The sequence below is a fragment of the Saccharopolyspora sp. NPDC000995 genome, from assembly GCF_053599315.1.
This window is the reverse complement of record NZ_JBSFLZ010000085.1, coordinates 1-18858: the sequence shown is the minus strand read 5'-3', so window position 1 is coordinate 18858 and position 18858 is coordinate 1. Positions and strand designations below refer to the sequence as shown.

Annotated in this window: 11 protein-coding genes and 1 pseudogene; 6 read left to right on the top strand and 6 right to left on the bottom strand. The window is 65.6% G+C overall.

From position 1 onward, the window contains the following. Nucleotides 1–31 precede the first annotated feature (31 nt). The gene (locus tag ACWDKQ_RS24295) at nt 32–556 is read right to left on the bottom strand and encodes a hypothetical protein (RefSeq protein WP_450141055.1); all 525 of its coding nucleotides are present in this window, start codon (nt 554–556) and stop codon (nt 32–34) included. Between the two features lie 1428 nt (nt 557–1984). On the opposite strand from ACWDKQ_RS24295, the gene ACWDKQ_RS24290 reads away from it, so the two are divergent. From ACWDKQ_RS24290 to ACWDKQ_RS24275, 4 genes are read left to right on the top strand one after another with little or no spacing between them, the layout of a single operon-like run. Continuing rightward, nucleotides 1985–2260, top strand: a complete 276-nt coding sequence (locus ACWDKQ_RS24290) for a phosphopantetheine-binding protein (protein WP_450141054.1) — start codon at nt 1985–1987, stop codon at nt 2258–2260. Then, complete coding sequence (locus ACWDKQ_RS24285) at nt 2257–3471, top strand: AMP-binding protein (protein WP_450141053.1); 1215 nt, start codon at nt 2257–2259, stop codon at nt 3469–3471. Before ACWDKQ_RS24290 ends, ACWDKQ_RS24285 begins: the two co-directional genes overlap by 4 nt. A 10-nt stretch (nt 3472–3481) precedes the next feature. Then, nucleotides 3482–4216 (top strand): SDR family NAD(P)-dependent oxidoreductase, encoded by a 735-nt coding sequence (locus tag ACWDKQ_RS24280; protein ID WP_450141052.1) that lies wholly within the window; start codon nt 3482–3484, stop codon nt 4214–4216. Next, nucleotides 4216–5073: a thioesterase II family protein gene (locus ACWDKQ_RS24275; RefSeq protein ID WP_450141051.1), complete on the top strand. Its 858-nt coding sequence runs from the start codon at nt 4216–4218 to the stop codon at nt 5071–5073. Before ACWDKQ_RS24280 ends, ACWDKQ_RS24275 begins: the two co-directional genes overlap by 1 nt. 536 nt (nt 5074–5609) lie before the next feature. Here ACWDKQ_RS24275 and ACWDKQ_RS24270 read toward each other — a convergent pair. The 3 genes from ACWDKQ_RS24270 to ACWDKQ_RS24260 are packed head-to-tail and all read right to left on the bottom strand — an operon-like array spanning nt 5610 to nt 13347. Further along, nucleotides 5610–9032 carry a right-handed parallel beta-helix repeat-containing protein gene (locus tag ACWDKQ_RS24270; protein ID WP_450141050.1) on the bottom strand — a complete coding sequence of 1141 codons (3423 nt, stop codon included), beginning with the start codon at nt 9030–9032 and terminating at the stop codon, nt 5610–5612. Further along, the gene (locus ACWDKQ_RS24265; RefSeq protein ID WP_450141049.1) at nt 9017–10024 is read right to left on the bottom strand and encodes a hypothetical protein; all 1008 of its coding nucleotides are present in this window, start codon (nt 10022–10024) and stop codon (nt 9017–9019) included. The genes ACWDKQ_RS24270 and ACWDKQ_RS24265 overlap by 16 nt, the downstream gene beginning before the upstream one ends. After that, nucleotides 10021–13347: a hypothetical protein gene (locus tag ACWDKQ_RS24260; protein ID WP_450141048.1), complete on the bottom strand. Its 3327-nt coding sequence runs from the start codon at nt 13345–13347 to the stop codon at nt 10021–10023. The genes ACWDKQ_RS24265 and ACWDKQ_RS24260 overlap by 4 nt, the downstream gene beginning before the upstream one ends. Before the next feature lie 699 nt (nt 13348–14046). On the opposite strand from ACWDKQ_RS24260, the gene ACWDKQ_RS24255 reads away from it, so the two are divergent. Continuing rightward, entirely contained in the window at nt 14047–14307 is a 261-nt protein-coding gene (locus ACWDKQ_RS24255; RefSeq protein WP_450141047.1) for a hypothetical protein, read from the top strand. Nucleotides 14308–14469: 162 nt separating this feature from the next. Continuing rightward, on the top strand, nt 14470–14745 hold the full coding sequence (locus ACWDKQ_RS24250; RefSeq protein WP_450141046.1) for a hypothetical protein: 276 nt from the start codon (nt 14470–14472) through the stop codon (nt 14743–14745). A gap of 158 nt (nt 14746–14903) precedes the next feature. On the opposite strand, the gene ACWDKQ_RS24245 is transcribed toward ACWDKQ_RS24250, so the two are convergent. Both ACWDKQ_RS24245 and ACWDKQ_RS24240 read right to left on the bottom strand, forming a co-directional pair. After that, entirely contained in the window at nt 14904–15935 is a 1032-nt protein-coding gene (locus tag ACWDKQ_RS24245) for a hypothetical protein (protein WP_450141045.1), read from the bottom strand. Between the two features lie 152 nt (nt 15936–16087). Then, nucleotides 16088–18858 (bottom strand): annotated as a pseudogene (locus ACWDKQ_RS24240) (hypothetical protein); the annotation flags it as partial.

Below are 18858 nucleotides of genomic sequence, written 5' to 3'. Positions count from 1 at the left end.
ACCGCGTGGTGAATATCGCGTGGGCGCAGCATCAGCTGCCGACCCCTGCGGGTCGATCGTGTGTGCGGTGGGCGGACCGGACACGTTTGACCTGTCGTGACCGGGAAGCGGACCCCGAACGATTCCCGGTCCCCCTTCGGTGCATCCCGACCAGGTCGTGTTGGTCACGCTTTGTTGGCAGGTGACCTGCTCGTTGTCCCTTGGCGTTGACCAGTCCCAGCTCCGAGGGCCGGGCCAGCAGCAGATCCGGCACCTTCCCCGCCAGCTCGTGATCGATCAACCGCTGCTGAAACCCCGTCATCCCGGTGTGATCGAACCCCGGACAAGACAAGTCCGGACCCAACGAGAATTGCCAGTCGATCCGTGCCCGCACCGCATCAGCGGCGCGTCGGTCGGTGCGGTCGTCTGCGAATTGCGGCACCGTGTGTTCATCCGCGAACAGGCCCGGCAGCTCGTCACGGACCCGCATCGCCAGCGTCTCCTCGGGAAATGCCGCCCGCGCCACCGCGACGGTCTGCTCAGGAACCTCCGAGCACGGACGCGGCTGCATTGACATCACCAGATCCTTCCGCGGCCGAGACGGGACGGGCCGCAATCGATCATCATCCACCCAAGAGATTCACCGCGCCCAAGCCGGTCCACAACCAGCCCACCCGAAATTAGGTCCCAGGACGGCATCAATGGGCACTGGAACTGCCCCTTTGCACCTGGATCAGGCCGCGATAGAAGTGGTAAGCATGGCGGCGGTGGAGTCGTTCGGGCAAAGCTTCGCGCAGCCCGAGGTCGCAAGGCTGTTGGAGACTTCGCCGCAGAATGCTTATCGCTGGCACAGAAAGTGGACGCGGTGGGCGGGAATGCCCGGCTAGTGACCTGTGAGAGCATCTGGGTGGTCGCCCGGTCACGGTTATCTGGATGGGCGCTGTCCGCACATCGGTCGGCGAAGATGACGGCATGGCAGGCCACGCAGCGGCGGTGGTTGCGCGTCGAACCGTTGCCCGGTTACGCCCGTGCTCTCAACCCGATGGAAATGGTGTGGGGCAAGTGAAAGCGGTCGAGTTGGCCAACCTGTGTCCGGGCACCTTGAACGAGGCCCAGGCTGCCGCACTAACCGGCCTGGAGCGGGTGGGCAACAGCTACGAGCTGTGCTTCGCTTTCCTTGACCATACCGGCCCTTTTTCCAACCAAGATCACCCAAATGCCGAAAGATCTTTAGGCGTAGACCATAGGGGGCGTCGGCCGAGACCACAGTAGCCGCGCACGCATCCCGAACAAAGCGCCGGAGGCGGCGAGGCTGGAAATGATGAGGTCGTCCGCCTGGTAGGCCAAGGAAGGGAGTCCCACCGCAAGTGAGATTACTTCGGCAAAAAATTATTCCGGCGAATATATCGCACCATAGTACGACATGACAAGGTTCGATGGCACCACTGATGACAAAAGGGCAACCGCGAGCGTTTTCGCGGGCAAGTCCGCTTGTCAGCTTAGACAACCCCCTGTATCTTTCCAATCGGCTGCGACACAATAGCGCCTTGCCTCGAATGCGGGAACGGGCCACAAGCAGCTTCCACAGTTTCCTGCATACACCGATCGTGACGCATTGTCGCGTACAAGTTCAAATCATCCGTCGGATTTCCGACGAAACTCTGGTGAAAACTTGCTGAACCCAAGCCGACGAATGTATTTGCAACTAGTACGGCAGCAGTACTTTGGTGATCTTGGCTGGTCAGGGGTACACCACCTCCACTGGGTCTGGGGGTGAAGACGCCACCAAGCCCGCGCCCGCTGGTACCACCACCGCACCCCGCTCCGCCGGCAAACCGGGCAAACATGACACGCTCAAAGTCCGGCTGCCGTACTAACCTTCACCCACCGAACTCATGAACGCGCCTATGCGAAAAACACGTCTGAACCAGCATCCGTTCTGCCGTGGATGACTCGCAAAAATACAAGCGGCTACACAAGCAGTAACCTCATCCAGGAGAATCGCATGCAAGAGACCACTGACGGCGCCCTTTTGTCCCGAAGCGCCGCGCGGACGATGCTGGGGGACCTTCTGCACACGCAGAACAAGCTCATCCCAGAAAGTGACGATCTCGCGCTGTCCGACCTGGGCTTCACCTCGCTGGACTTGGCTGAGCTCACCGTCCGCCTCGAAGACCAGGTAGGTGGGGAAGTCGCTCTCGAGGCCGCAGCTATCCGGCCGCTGCGAACCGTGAGTGATCTGCTCGACCTTCTCGCCGAACTACGCCCAGTGACGCTATGAAATTCCCGTCGGCTGGCGACAACCTGCTAGCAGCCGGGTCGTACCACGGCCCGTGGAAGGCCCTTCCCGATGCGGGCCTTCCGCCGCACCGCTGCGCGGTGATCACGCACCACCAACTCGATGCACTCGCCGCTGTTTGGGAGCACCATCAGCGATCGGACACCGAGTTGCTGATCATTCCCGCCTCGCGCTACGACCATCAGTTGGCGGCCGAACTGGAGACCGCCGGTTTCACGTTGATCGGCACGCCCGACGTGCGCGCGCGGACACGGGAAACGACGCCTGCCACACCAAAGCGGGTGTGGGTTTCCACCAGCGGTAGTTCTGGGCGGCCGAAACGGGTGGCGCACACGCTGCAGGGCCTGACAACGGTGTCCACACCACAGGCACCTCGGCGCTGGCTGCTGCCCTTCACACCCGGCACCTACGCGTGGTGGCAGCTCGTCACGCTATCGCTCAATGTGCCCGGTCAAGATCTTGTGACCGTCGAAGCCGACCGTCTCGGCGACTGGCCGACCCTCGCCGCCGCTGAGGAGGTCACCGCGGTGTCGGCGACACCGACGTTCTGGCGGCACTCGTTGCTGCGCGACCGCGCGACGGTCACCGCACTGCGGCTCGAACAGATCACGCTCGGCGGGGAACCGGTTGACCAGCGACTTCTTACCGAGCTCACGATCGCTTTTCCCGAAGCCAGGGTAAGCTGGATCTACGCCTCCTCCGAAACCGGCGCAGCGTTTGCAGTGCATGACGGCAAGGCCGGCTTTCCGGCCTCCTGGCTGGAAAGCCACGCCCCGGAGCGCCCGCAGCTACGCGTGGAGGACGATGAGCTCCTCGTTCGAAGCCCATACCAAGGCGTTGACCTCCAAGGCTTCGTTCGTACCGGCGACCGAGCGGAAATCCGCGAGGGCCGAGTGCACATCACCGGCCGGATCAGCCACGACCAGCTCAACGTCGGAGGCTCGAAGATCGCCGCATCCACCGTGCGAGAAGTCCTCACCGCTCACCCCGGCGTCGCGTGGGCCCAGGTACGGGCCCGCCGAGCCCCCCTCGTCGGCGAGCTCGTCGCGGCGGAGGTTGTGGCCACCACCGATGTGGATACCGCCGAGCTGACGTCGTGGTGTTCTTCGCGCCTCCCCGACTACGCCATCCCCCGGCTGATCACTTTCCGCAAGGAAGTGACCTTGAAAGCGAGCTTGAAGAGTGACCTCTAACGCGCCCACAATGCCGGTACCAGCCGCCACCACAGTGGTCATTTCAGGCGCGTCCCGAGGCTTGGGCCTGGCCATGGCCACCGATCTACTCAAGGCCGGCCTGCGGGTGGCCACTTTTGCCAGGACGCCCACCGCTGGCCTGCTAGAGCTGCAAGACGCGTTCGGGGACCGCCTTTACCACGACAGTGTCGATATCAACGACCGGTCGATGGTTAGCGAGTTCCTGTCACGCACGGCGGAGCGTCTTGGCCCGCCCGACGCGTTGATCAACAATGCGGCGGTGGGCCAGGACTCCATGCTCGTGCAGACACGGCCAGACCACATCGAGTCCCTCATCGCCACCAACCTCACAGCGCCACTTCTGCTCACGCGAGACTTCCTGCGCACGTTGCTCGCATCAGGGCGACGGGGCCGCATCGTCATGATCGGCTCCGTCTGTGCCCAACGCGGCTATCCAGGGCTGACCGTGTACTCCGCCACGAAGGGCGCACTGGAATCGGCCACCCGCTCGCTCGCCCGGGAGTGGCGGGACCGTGTGCTGGTCAACTGCATCTCCCCTGGCTTTTTCGACTCGGAGATGTCCGCAGTACTGGGCGCCAACCAGGTCGCCTCCATCGCACGCCGCACCCCCACCGGCCGTCTGGTCACACCTGAGGACATCCTGCCGCTTGTCCGGACCCTGCTCCTCGATCACACCAACATCAACGGGCAGATTATCACCGCGGACGGAGGTGGCAGCATCTGATGCTGGACAAGCCCATTCCGCTGCCCAGGGCAGAGGCGGCCACACCCTCGTTGTGGCTCCTCGGCTCCCATCCGGCCCCGCATCTGAACCTCGTGTGCTTTCCCCATGCCGGAGGCCACGCGGACTTCTTCGCCAGGTGGCCAGCAAACATCGTGCCCGGCGTCCAACTCCATGCCGTCGAATACCCGGGGCGCGGCCGAAGGCCGTATGACCAACCCGCAGCGGGGATTTGTCCACTCGCAGCCGAGATCACCTCGCATATCCTCGCCCTGCCAGCAGTGCCGCTGTTACTATTCGGGCACAGCATGGGCTCGGTGGTGGCCTTCGAGGTCGCTCGCAGACTCGCTGCCGTTGAAAGCGCTCCACCACACGCCCTGGTCGTATCAAACATCTCCGCCCCCCACCGGCTGCACCGGCGCGAGCCGCTTCCCGTCACAGACGACGGAGTGTGGGACCACTCCTACAACATCGGTGGTATCCCCAAGTCGATCTACCGCAGCAGAACGCTGAAAAGCCTGATGGCGCCGACACTGCGCGCGGATTACGAGATGCTGAACCGCTACCGATGCGACCCGTCGGCGAAGATCACCTGCCCTGTCACCGTGTTGCATTCTGACAGCGACGTTCTCACGCCTTTGGAAGATGCCACGGCCTGGAATGAGCTGGCGGTAGGGACGTATTCCTACCGGAGCTTCATTGGCGGGCATTTCTACCTTGCCGAGCAGGAAGCCCTGGTCGCCCGACTGGTATCCGGACTCGGAATCGGCTACGCAGCCGAGAAGCCCCAACCGGCCATCCCCCTTCCGCGCGAAACGAGTTCCGTCGACCACGCGCAGACCAGCACATCCGCGCATTGAACCTCTCGGGATCGAGGCGTTACGGCTTGCCGGGGCACTGAAAACGGCCCCGGCAAGCCGTTGTGGTATGGAGGGCCAAGTCGCGTTCATCGACATTGACCCGACCCGCAAACGGGTTGGCTTTCCACGCCAACGCCACCGGCCGAACCATCCGAGCCCAGCTCATGCACACCGCAGCACGCATCGCCGTTCCTCCCGGCGACTCACACTGCGCCTGCCCTAGGACTTTTTTAAGCGGCGGCAGCCGCTTGCGGTGTGGGACTCAACTGGCACCGCCGCGGGTTCTCAGGGGTTGTGCCCGCCGAAGGCTCTCGGCGAGGCCAGTCCCCGACACGGTGAATTGGCATTCATGATGTCGGGGAACACGTGCGCGAGAATGCCTCTGAGGTTCCGCTACCCGCACCGCTACGCAAACCACTTTCGAAACGGCCTTAACGCTGGCCCCGCGCCCAAGGCTGCATAACCCTGTCCAATGCCGCCCACGATCGATCACCGGCAGCCTCGATCCACCAACGCCGGTCGGTGGATATCGAGGCTTAGGTCCCGACGATCTCGGCTGGGCCTGGGATGTCTTCCGGGAGTAGGACGCAGAGATCCTCCAGCGTCGGGGACGCGGTCAGGCGCAGGCGTTTCGCGTGGCGGGTCACCGCTTCGTCCATGACCTGGCGGGCGTAGCGGCCGTTGCCGAACGAGGCACCCCGTGGTACCGCCACGAAGTGGGCGCGCAGGGCCGCCACCGTCGGCCCAGTGCACTCGTAGCCAGCCGACGCCGCGTGCTGGGTGACGATCGTGACCAGTTCGTCGTTGGTGTAGTCGGCGAAGCGGACCCGATGGGAGAAGCGCGAGGACAATCCTGGGTTGGCGGCCAGGAAATCCTCCATCTGCTCTTCGTAGCCGGCCGCCACCACCACGACTTCGTCGCGGTGGTCCTCCATCAGCTTGACCAGGGTGTCGATCGCTTCGCGCCCGAAGTCAGTCCCGGAGCCGCGCTGCGACGACAACGTGTACGCCTCGTCGATGAACAGCACGCCACCGCGGGCCCGCTCGAATGCATCCGTCGTGCGCTGCGCGGTGTGGCCGACGTACTCGCCTACCAGGTTGGCCCGGCCAACCTCGACCACCTGGCCGCGCTGCAAAACCCCGAGCGAGGCGAGGATTTCACCGTATAGCCGCGCCACGGTCGTCTTACCCGTACCGGGCGGCCCGCCGAAGATCAGATGCCTGCTCAACGATGGCACCGGGAGTCCGGCGGCTTGCCGCTGCCCAGCCGAGGCCAACAGATCGACCATGTTGCTGACCTCGGACTTCACCTCGGCCAATCCGACCATCTGCTGGAGCTTGTTGAGCAGTGCCTCGACCTTCTCGGCGTCGGCGGCCGCCGCGCCCGCACCGATTCCGCTGCCGGGCAGCGGTCCGATGTCCTCGGGCAGCAGGCGGGTCATTTCGACCGCGGTGGCGTCCGGGACATCGGCCAGGCGGAAGGCCTGCCGCCCGATCATTTCCTCGAACACCTTCCGGGCAGTGCGACCGTTGCCGAAAGTCTCGTCGCGCGGCAGCTTCTCGAAGTAGTTCAGGGCCGCTTCGCGGGTCTCGAACTCCAGCCGGAAGTCATTTGCCCGGCACAGGCCTTCCACGATCGTGACCAGGTCCTGCGAGGAGTAGTCAGCGAACTCGATCGTGCGGGAGAACCGTGAGCCGAGGCCCGGGTTGGACGCCAGGAACTTCCGCATTTCCACGGTGTATCCGGCCACGATCACCACGATGTCGTCGCGGTGGTCCTCCATCAGCTTGACCAACGTGTCGATCGCTTCGCGACCGAAGTCCGCGCCGCCCCCGCTGGTCGCCGACAGCGTGTACGCCTCGTCGATGAACAGCACGCCGCCCAAGGCCTTTTCGAAGCACTCGGTGGTTTTCAGGGCCGTTCCACCGACGATGCTGGCGACCAGATCGGCGCGGCCCACCTCGACGAGCTGCCCGATCCGCAGCACTCCCAATTCTGCGAGGATCTTGCCGTAAAGCCGTGCCACAGTGGTCTTACCGGTACCGGGCGCGCCGGTGAACACTAGGTGCCGGCTCATCGGAGGCATCGGGAGGCCGACAGCGGCCCGCCGTTCAGCCATCTGCTCCAGCCGGGTCAGGATCTCCACTTCCCGCTTGACGTCTGCCAAGCCCACGAGCGAGTTCAGTTCGTCGAGCAGTCCGCCCAGCGGTCCTTCGAACTTGCGAGGCGCGGACGACTCCGGTTTTCCTTCCTTCTCGGCAGTTTTGCCCGGCGTCTTGGCCGAGCGGGTGCTCCCGGGCTGCTTCAGCTGCTCGGACAACCGCGAGTCGCTACCGGTCGTGTCGCTTTGCGGGTCCTTGTTCCGCTTGCTTTCGATACCGCTGAGCTCCAGGTTGTCCCGACGCACCGAGACGCGCAGGCCGGCACCGCCGTTGGATTCGAACAGACATTCCCGGATGTTGATCGGCTCGGTGGACGCGACCACGACGCCGTCGCCACCGTTGCCGGAGGCCTCGCACTGCGACATGCTGCCGGTGGTACCGGCTGCCCATTCGATACCGGACCCTTCCGACGCGGCAGCCCGGGTCTGGGTCAGTTCCACCGACGACCCGCTGGAAATCAACATGCCTTGCTGGCCGGCCCCGGACAGGTCACATCCGTGCAGTGCGGCCTCACTGTCGGTGACCAGGATGTTGACCTCGGCGCTGCCCGACACCGTGACACCGCGAAAGTCGAGATGCCCACCATCGATGGCCCGCACACCCACTGCCTCGGAGCCCGTGACCGCCAAGTCCTCGGCCGACAGGCTCCCGCGCTCGGTGACCAGAACTCCGTCCGCGGCCGATGCCGCGATCACCGCGCCGATCAATCGGGGTGACGCACCACCGCGGACCTCGATGCCGCAGCCACCGGATGCCTGGATTTGAATGTCCGAAAAGGACGGGTTAGCCGAGTCGCTAACCAGAATCCCCGTCGCCCCACTGCCTTCGACACGCAGTTCGTTGAACTCCGTGTGCGACTCGCCGACGAACACGCCGACGTCATTGGCACCGCTGACCTCGCACTCGATGAATGCACCGGCCGACCCTTCCAGCACGTGGATGCCGTAGCCGACCGGACGCCTGACCTTGACGCGACGCATCTCCGGCGCGGCCTGCTGCATGAGGACGATGCCCTGTGCCGTCGCGTCGTCGATCGAGCAGTCCTCCAGGAGCGGCGTGGCGCCGGAAGCCACCAGCACGCCGACACCGCCAGTCTCCACAATGGAGGTTCCAGTCACCTGCAGGGTGCTGCCGCTTTCGATGACGACCGCGGGGTTGCCGGCACGCACGATCCGGCAGTCCCGCACCGTGCCTCGTGACCGTTCGGCCGCCAGCACAGCACTTCCGTTCACGTCGGTGATCGTGCAGTCCAGGAGTAGCGGGGTGGCAGCAGTGCGGAACACCACAGCGGAGTTTTTCATCTCGCGCCAGGTGCATTTGTCGAAACTGCCTCCGCCCCTTTCGACGGCGATCAGTCCGGCACCCCCGGGGTTGACGAAAGTGCAGGCGTGCGCGAGCACCTCAGCTTGGCCCCGCACAAACACCGCAGCGGCCGACTCGGCCTCCACGGTGCACTCGTCCAACCGGAGACGACCGGAGGGCACGTCGATCGCCGACGTCTCAGGACCGCTGTGCACAACAACGATGCCGGAGAGCGCAGCTGATTCGGCGGTCATCTGGATCGCCGGTTCCGCACTGGACTCGATGCGGACGGCTCCTGCGGGCCCGGCGGCCGACAGCGTCACGTCGCGGTGCAGGACCACCGATTCCCGGTATGTGCCGGGCTGGATGGAGATGACGTCGCCGGCGCGGGCTGCCGCCACGGCGTCACCGATGGTGCGGTAGCAGTCAGGTCCGGTGGCGGAGACGGTCAGCATCGATCTCGTGCTGCCACCGTTGATCAGCTTGCCTGCCACATCGACTCCTGGGGTGCGGGCGCGAACAGTTCGGCGAGGACGTGGTGGTAAGTGAGTTGGCTGAGCGCCGAGGGCGGGGGCGTCGACGTCAACGCATGGTCGACCAGGTCGGGCTCCGGGGAGAGCTTGTAGCGCTCCAGGTAGTAGATCACCGAGTCGCTCCAGATCCAAGTGCCGTCGGAGCGGAAATTGACCGGCACAGGGGCGGGTTGGCCGGGTTGCATCACGTCGTCCATAAGTGCTGCGCTGCTCAGCACGGTCTCTCCGGCCCGCAAGAAGGAGAGGGCCCGTGCCGCGTCAGCATCCGGCAGCCGCGGGTGGTCGGGCTTGAAGTACGGTCCCCGCACCGGGTCCGCACCGTCGAAGGTGCGCGCGAGGTGGATCTGGGGTGGAGGCGCCGCCGTCCAGACCAGCTCAGCATTCGTCAGCGCGGCTTCGTGGTAGGGAGCGAGTTCCGTGCCTTCGGTGAACAGCTCGATCCTGGGTTCAACACCCGATTCCACCAGGCTGTGCTGCGATTCGGCGGCGAGCTCGACCACGTCCGAGCTCGGCTCCACTTCTCCCAGGTAGAGCCGCACGTCGCTGCCAACGGATCGGCGAACGGCACGCCACAGCCCTTGCAGCCCGCCAACCCGGCTCGCGGCCTCGACCACGATCGCGTCCTGCTCGTCCATCCCATCCTGCTCGATGGGGGGTGTGGTGAACTCGAACGCAGGTGGTGGCAATTCTGTCAGGATGGCCGCTTTTTCCAGCTCCGCAGTTCGCACACCGTGCTGGGCGGCCAAGGTTCGGATCACCTCCACTTCGTGTTGGACCAGCGCCAGCCCTCTTGTCGTGACAGCGGTGACGAGAAGCGCGGTGACCTGGTCTTCCTCGCCGTCGGCCAGACAGGTTCGCATGATGGCCAGGCCGTCATCTGGCACCCGGCCCGCGAGGCGCAGCAGGAGTTCGTAGAGGTCATTGCGCTCCACCGTCGACGCTGCATAGGTCACGACGTGCTCCGGGAGCTCACGGCGAGAGGAGTCCTGGGCATGCCAGGCAACGCGGCGAACCTGGCCTCGTCCTCGGCATCCGGTTCAGCGTCTCGAACGCCGTCACGCGCGGCGGCTGCGGCCTCGAGCTTCTTCCTGATGCGGCTGGCGCGACGCTCGCCGCTTTCGCTGGTGAAGTCCCAGCCAGGAGGCACTTCGGCCAGCAGCACCTGAGGCTTGGCGGCAGTGCGGTCGACGGCCACCACCTGAAACACCGTGCCAGGCAGGAACACGACGTCGGTTCGACGCTCCCCTTCGACCAGACCCGCCAGGCGACGGGAGGTGATCGACCAGATCAGCACTTCGACGGCGCCCGGCACGACCGCTTCCATATCGGCCCTCGCCACCATCGGGGCGGGCTCCAATAGCTCGGCTCCCACCACGTAGTCGTCGACCGCGGCGGCGTCGGATGGGCCGCCTCGAACCACGACTCCCTGCAGCGACGGCAACCTCCGCAGGCCGCTGGCCAGGCAGTGCAGGTAGGACAGCTCGATCTGGCCGCTGCCGGATCGGATCGCCTCCACCACTTCGGTCTGCTCGGACGAGGCGAAAATTTGGGCGGCTGCCAACTCCGTCGTCAAGGCTTCGGCGGTTCCGCCCCCCGCGCGCATGCCGGGACGCTCGGCGAGCATCCGTGTGACCATCTGCGTCGCCGCGTCGAACCGCCAGCCGAGCGAAGCCCGGAACTTCCTGCGCTCCTCGTCGGTGCTGACGTGGTCGGCCAGCAGCAGCGGGGTCGCCGCTGGCGCGGGTTCCGGGGCAGCATCCGGCTCCCCGGGTTCCGAGGCAGCATCCGGCTCCCCGGGTTCCGAGGCAGCGTCCGGGTCCCCGGGCTCCGCCGCGGCGTCCGTCTCCGCAGGCTCCGGCGCGAATGCCGGGTCCGGTTTGGATGACAGCTCCGGCTCGGGCTGCACGTCCGGTGCAGACGAAAGGTCTGATACGGGCGACGCCTCTAGCACGGTTGACAGATCTGTTACGGGTGTTGCGTTCTTCTCATCCGGAACCGACAGGGCCGTCGGGGCGGCAGCGGCGCTGTTGGTCAGGGCGGCAGCGGCGCTTTCCGGCGCGCCCGGTGGCATCGGTTCCTGCGCCGCCACGGGTGCCGCCCATGCTTCCGTCGTGGGCGGCGGCGGAGGCGACTCGGCCGATGTCGATGCCGAACGGACCAAAGGCGCTATCGGCAGGACCAAGGTCGGCCCGTCATCAAAGCCTCTGAGTTCTGACGTTTCAGGGGCTTTGAACCGACGCGGTTCAATCCGACCGGGACCCGCCGACGATCCACTCGCTGCGTGCGCCGAAACCGGTGCCTGCGAATCCTGCTGCGCGTCGAGATCGGAGCCCTGCTGCGCGTTGTGATCGGAGCGCGCAACGGGCGGGATAGCGAAAGTGGAGCTTGAAAGCGCCAGCCCGGACACCGACTGGGCTGAAGGCAGGCTGACTGATGGAACAGGCGAGTCGTCGGTCGGTGGCAATCGTGAGCTTTCGCTCGGCGTCCGTGATTGTGATGCTCCGGGCTCCGGCGTGAGGAATCCGGGTCGGCGCCGCCGCTGCCAGTTCGTTCCGACCGGTCGTATCCGGCCACGACGGTCCACCGCGACCGGTGCCGGATCGCGGTGCGAAGGCGGCTGGGGAGAACGAACGTCGCGGGAACTGCCCTCTGATGGCTTGGCTCGAGTCGGGACCGCAGCATCGGGACTGCCGACCACGGCTTTGGGCCGGCCAACGGCAGTCGGGCCCTGAGGCAACGCGGATGTGCTCCACTCCGCTTCGGGCTCCGCTGCGGCCGGCAGCCCCGGACTACTCGGCTCCTGATGATTGGCGGGGCGGTCGGTCTTTGCCGGGCGGAGCTGGTCGACCCCGGTCGTTGCGGCAGCAGCCTCCTGCGGCCCAGCTGCCTCCTGTGACCCGACCGCCTCTTGTGGCCCAGCTGCCTCCTGTGGCACAGCAACTTTCTGCGGGGCACCAATCTTGTCTGGCGTCGACCGATCAAGTTGCGGACCGGACGGAGTCAAGACGTGCATGGGCACCCGCAATGCCCCACCCAGCCCCACGAGGGAACCGGGGTGGACCCAATGCGACGCCACTAGACGCAGTCGCTGCCGGGCGTCTTCCGGCAGGGAACGGGCGAACTTCTCGATCGCGGCGAGGGCCCGAGCAGGCACCTCGTCGGCGGCCCTGGTCACCGCGGTGACGATCAGGTTCACATTGTCGGGATCTACCGGCAACCGAGTGGCGACGGCTTCCGGTGTGGCAGTGGCCGGTCGCACCAGAAAACCGCATGGGATCAGGTCAACCAGCCAGCCCTCGGTGAGCCAGAACCGACCGGGTCCGGCATTGTGCAGTCCCGATGCCGGAGCGACACCGCTGCACGGCGTCGGGGCACCATGCGGAAGGTACATGCTTTCGTGTAGGAACGGCCGCCACGTCGGGTAGCCCGCCCGGTTGATCGCGACCATGCCTCGCGCACCGGCCTCGGCGTAATACGGCATGCCATGGCTCGCGCGCACTGGGACACCCAGGTAAGCGGCGAGCTGTTGCGCGAACGGCACCGGTCCCACCGGCTCAGGCCCGTAGACGGTTAGCACGAAGTTGTGCCGGACGGAATCCGGCAAAGATTCTACGATCCTCGCGACGTCCGCCACGTCCGGAACTTTTTCGCCCGGTGCTCCAACCACGATGCGGAGCCGGTCATCCGGCGGCACGCCGAAGCCGCTGTCGAACAGCGGGGCTGGGCGGGTGTTCGCGGTCCGCACCCACAGACCTGCCGGGATCGCCACCACACTTGTCCGGTCGGTGGCTTGCGCCGCGAAATCCTCGGGCAACTCTGATTCCCACGGCGGCGCGGGAAATCGGGGCCCGTCGCATCTGGTCATTCGCCCGCGCCTGAAGCGCACCCACCCGGCGCCCGGGCCCGCCGAGAAGAGCTCGCCGCCACGCAGGATGACCAGTTCACCGTCGGGTGCGATCACTTCGACACCCAACTGCCGGGCCAGTCTCGCCGCTAGCGATGGTGTTCCATCCGGGTTGGCACGACCGGAACCACTGGCCACCAGCCGCACGTTGTCCCGGCGACGGCCGCGGCCACGCGACAGCGCGCCGCTGAGGTCGGTCAGCACCTGGGAATCGTGTGCGTGCAGCGCCGCGTATCCCATCTGGTCCACGACGACTGCCTTGCGGTGATCCTCGGCGGCCACCTTGTCCGCGAACGCCAAGCGAGGGTCCCGGGCCCCACCGGCGCGAACGAGCACCGACGCACCAGCCCGTTCAACCACGATCGCAGCCATCCGCAACACACCTCCGCGCTAATACCGTCACCTTGTGCACGAACCACAACGTGCGTAGGGTTCACCCAAGTTGGGCCTCTTCCATACTGCCCCTCATCGTGCTGGTCAGTCGCGGTACAAACGTCTCTTAATCTACGGTCTTTTCGGGAAGGCCGGTCCGAAAGGGCACAGATTTCCGGCCATTTCCACCTTGCGTCACCCTAATGATCTTTCGGCAATATGGGTGGGCCGTTGCGCATGTTTGTGTCGTGGTGTGCACCGATAGGGGACGCCGAAGCTATCACCGCCGATGGGCAGGTGGGCCCCCGTCGGAAAACATGGTTCTACTGGACCGGGTTTGGCCGCCTAGCTGCGTCGGGTGCGTGCGGCCAGCGATGTCGACCGTGTAGAAGCGCATGCCGACCCCGAAGCCGTCAACGATGCTCACGCCGCTGCGGAGACCGGGCCGGTACCAATATGCAGCAGCTATCAGGTGCGCATTCGTTTTCCTCGACCATACCGGCCTCTACCTCATGAAAGAAAATTGCCCGAATGCGCTAGATCATCAATAAATACGGCGCACCGGCATCCGGTTGAGAACGAGCAACGGGGGGCGCGCAAACGGGCAGGTATGCGGACCTGATGTCAAGCGCGAGTTCATCCGCCGTTGATTCTTTGGACGAGTCCAAGTTGTCGATTCATGGGGGAAGGAAGTGCCGAATGGGCCAGGTTTCGTCATCGTGCCCGGGTGAACGCGTCGCGCTGTCGCGTCGTCGGATGCTCGGCCTGTCCACTATGGCCATGAGACTGGCCGCCGTGGGTGGGGCGGGGTGTTCTCCCGGGGGTGGCGGCACGCCGGCCAGCGACGCCTCGACGAGTCCGGTCACCGCACCGCAGCCCAGCGGCGTGCGGGGAGCCGACATCGACCAGAATCTGGACACCTCGAACTTCGACGAGTTGCGGACTGTCTCGGCGACCTGATTGCGGGGCTTCTACAACTTGCAATTCGCTGACCAGGGCGACGTGGCCGGCGGCCAGTCCGGGATGCGGAAGCTCATGGCCGACGCCAGTCACGGCTATGGCACCGTGCTGAGCCTGTAATTCGACTACAAGCCGGGCCTTCCAGCAGCTGGTAGCGCTGCGATGAAGATTGCACTCGAACGCCTGGACAAGGTCCTGGCCGTCATCATGGGCAAGGTTGACATTATAACGGTCGGCAACGAGCCCTTCCTCGAGTGCGGCAAGCAGTTCAGCGACATCAATGAATTCTACGAAACGGTCGCCCAGCGCGGCGGAGACCGCTGGCCCGCTTGTGGGCTTGAGCTCGTCGCGGTGTGCGGCTGGGCCCAGGTGGCGGGATCAGCCGCCTCCCCCGTGCCAGCGCATGCACAGCGCCGCTACGAGACAGCGGGGCAGTAGACCGAAGGCGACAGGGTTCAGGCAGCGTCACCAACGGGCACGGCTCCCTCACATGATCACGGGACCTGAGCCTTCACGTGATCAACAAGAGCCGTGCCCGTCTTTACCCAGGGTGGTCAACAGACTCTGCCGGAGTCGCTCACCTCATCTGTTCCGGCTCAGCGGGTCCAGACTGGTTCGGTTTCCGGAGGTTTGCGCAGTACGTCCATTGCTCGGTGTATGGCCACCGCGTCCAGTTCTGGGGGAAGTAGGCCAGCGTCGCGGATGTGCGCCAGTAGGTCCGGATCTGGCGCCAGGTGGTGGTGTTCCAGGTAGTACGCAACGGTATCCGGCCAAATCCAGTTGCCGTCGGTGCGGAAGCTCATTGGGACGACCGCACCACGGGTGGGATCGACGACGTCTTCCAGAGTGGCCGTCGTGATCATCAGGGCAGTGCCGGCGCGTAGGTAGTCGAGGATCTGGCCACGTTCGGCTTCATCGTTCATCCGCGGGTGGTCCGGGGCGAAGCTCGGGCCGGAAATCGGGTCCACCGCGTCGAAAACCCGCGCCACCGAGATTTCCGGCGCCTCGGTAGCAGCCCACAGGAGCGCACCGTAAGCCCGGGCAGCCCGCTGATACGTGGGCACCGGGCCGACGACCGGGGTGACCTCGACCTGCGGAGCCGCTTCCCCGGCGGCGACGAGCGCTTTCTGCAGCCGAGCGGTGAGCGCGGGTAGGTCGTCATCGTCGGCTTCGACGACGTAGACAGCTCGCGGCGGTGGGTACGGTGCGCCATCCGGGGAGCTTCGCCATGCACGCCACAATCCGAGCGCGGCCGGTTCTTCACCGAGGGCCTCGATCAGTGCTGCCACGCCGGAATCGTCGATGGAGTCAACGGAATCCGGCGGTTCGGCGCTGAACTTCCACACCAGCGGCGGGTCGTCGATCATGGGCTCGATGCTTTCCAGGGCGTCCAGCGATGCACCCTCCGCCTCGGAGACGGTCATGAGCACACCCAGATCCCCCTCGGTGAGCGGCAGGACGTAGCGCGCGGCGGTGGATGCTACCGCGCGGGCAACCTCGTCGAACCGGTCGTCCGCGAGCCAGACACGAGCCTGCGTGACCAACTCGTCCGGCGCGAATCCGGCCTGCCGTAACAGCACTTCGTGCAAGGCGGCCTTTACGTCCGCTTTCTGGTCAGGTGTGGTCATTTCCTTCTCCTCGAAACGTTGTCGGTACCAAAACTTGGGCGGCCCGCCTGGTGTCGCTAGCCATCAAAATCGGAATCGAGTTCAGGGGTTTCGATCCGTTGCGTCCTGGCCGTGTCATCCGGCTGGGTGCTGGGCCGCGCTACCGCCATGCTTCACTCGTCATCCGGAGCTCGCCTGGAGTCGCCGTCCCGCGCCAAGCCCAGTCGGACATTCCGCAAAGACTGCTCGGCTTCCATCATCTTCTCCAGCCTAGACGCGATCTTGTCCACCTGCTCCAAGGGCCAACTCCCCTGCTCCGCCGCCGCCCTCGCAACAGCGACCTGGGCACGCACATTCGGACGGAAGTCCGCCGGCAACGCCGCGAAATGCTCATCCAAAAGCCCGATCAACCTCTTCAGCTCAACAATCACGTCGTCCGTAATCTTGTCTAACTGCCGTTGCAACTCCTCCCGAGCTTCCCGCATTGCCTCATCAAGCGTCGGCAACGCCTGCTCTGACTGCAGAACAAAATCCCACTCCTGCAACGCAAACCAATCCTGGCCAGACCTGATCTCCTCCAGCGACGCACGCACCTGCGCAACCCAGCCCGCCAGCGACGCCCGCGCCTGCTCATCCGACTCCTCCTTCTCGCGGGCCCCACTCTCCGTCATCTGTGTTACATCCGGCACGCTCGCATCAGCAGACTCAGCAGCAGAAGCCTCATCAGACGATCCCGCCGGTGCCGCCTCCGGTACGGGGGCGGGTGTCAGCGGCTGGGGGGGCGGTCCGGGCAGGTCCTTCGCCGCGGCCTGTGCGGATTCCACGGCGAAGTAGCCGCCGTTGTCGATGGTCACCTCGATTTCAGAGCGGTTTCCTGCCAGCGCGGAGAAGTCGCCGTGCGGGCCCTCCGGGTAGGTCACTTCGGTGTGTGCCTGGCCCAGGTGGCGGACACCAGGGGGCTCGGCTTGCCCGGAGACCCGCTTCTTACCCGGTGGTTCCGTCCCGTCCCGGACGGCCTGCCGCTTGGCCGGTAGCTCCACTACCTCATGTCGCCGCCTCGAACCGGATTCGGGCTCCGAGTTCGTGATCTCCTGCCGTACCTCGTCGCCGGACACCCCTTGTGGTTCCCGTGCCCGCTTCCACCACTCCGACACGGACGTGTAGCTGGTCAGGCCGCCGGACAGCTCCGCCACCTGCGTGGCGGTGTAGCGGTCGTTGGTGTCCGGGTCTGTTTTCCCGGCCATATTCTGTGCCCACTCACCGACCAGCTCTTGCGTGAGCTTGTCAACGAGTCCCCGGCCGTGGCGGGTGACGTTGAGGTTGTGGTGGGTCAGGACAGCATGCAGGTTTTCCGGTCCTCCGGGTGTGGGCTCCCAGTTCGTGATCTCCCGCCGTACCTCGTCGGACACCTCCTGTGGTTGCCGTGCCGACTTCCACCACTCCGACACGGACGTGTGGCCGACCAGGCCGCCGGACAGCGCCGCCACCCGCGTGGCGGCGTAGGCGTGGTTGGTGTCCGGGTCTGTTTTCCCGCCCATATTCTGTGCCCACTTACGGACCAGCTCTCGCGTGCGCGGGTCAACGAGTCCCCGGCCGTTGCGGGTGACGTTGAGTTTGTGGTGGGTCAGGACCGCATGCAGGTTTTCCGGTCCTCCGGGTGTGGGCACCCAGTTCGTGATCTCCCGCCGTACCTCGTCGGACACCTCTTGTGGTTCCCGTGCCGGTTGTGCTTCCCGTGCCTGCCCCCACCACGTCGACACGGACGTGTGGCCGGCCAGGCCGCCGGACAGCTCCGCCACCCGCGTGGAGGAGTAGGCGTGGTTGGTGACCGGGTCTGTTTTCCCGGCCATATTCTGTGCCCACTCACCGACCAGCTCTCGCGTGAGCAGGTCCTCGAGATGTCCCTGGCCTTTGCGGGTGACGTTGAGTTTGTGGCGGGTCAGGACAGCACGCAGGTTTTCCGGTCCTCCGGGTGTGGGCACCCAGTTCGTGATCTCCTTCCGTACCTCGGGGGACACCTCTTGTGGTTCCCGTGCCGCTTGTGCTTCCCGTGCCGACTTCCACCACCTCGACACGGACACGTCGCTGGTCAGGCCGCCGGACAGCTCCGCCACCCGCCTGGGGGCGTAGGCGTGGTTGGTGACCGGGTCTGTTTTCCCGCCCATATTCTGTACCCACTCACCGACCAGCTCTCGCGTGAGCGGGTTCTCGAGACGTCCCCGACCGTTGCGGACGACGTTGAGCTTGTGGCGGGTCAGGACAGCACGCAGGTTTTCCGGTCCTCCGGGTGTGGGCTCCCAGTTCGTGATCTGCTCCCGTACCTCGTCGGACACCCCTTGTGGTTCCCGTGCCGGTTGTGGTTCCCGTGCCGGCCCCCACCGCGTCGACACGGGCGGTTGGCTAGTCGGTCCGCCGGACGGCTCCCCTGTCCATCTGATCACTGCGGGTGGTGTTTCGCCGGTGTAGCGCGGTGGTGTGGCGTTGAGTGCTACTGCGGCACCTAGTTCAGGTCCGGATCTCCCAAGTTCCTCGCCTTGGGAGCCCAGTAGGTACCAGTGGCCGGTGCCCAGCCCGTCGACGAATGTGGGTCGCAGCGTGCCGTCCCGGGCGATTTCGACGTTTGTGGCGTGAACGAGGCGGTCCGGGGTTTGAACGACGTCGGCTCTTGTTGTCCACAACCGCGTGCCGAGGGCACGGGCGAACCGTTCGGCGAATGTGAGTTCACCGGGCCCCGGTCGTTGATGGGCGGCGCACCCCAGCAGCGCGATGGCAAGACCGGGAACGAAGTGCTGGTGTTGCCGTACCTCCCCGGCGAGGGCTTCGGGTGTCACCTCGCGGCCACCGGGCAACCTCGCTCGCCCGCCGGGGGTGACGTGCACGCCCACGATCTGGGTGCCGGGCAGCTCAGGTGCCAAATCCGTGGCCTGCTGGACCGTCACAGCGG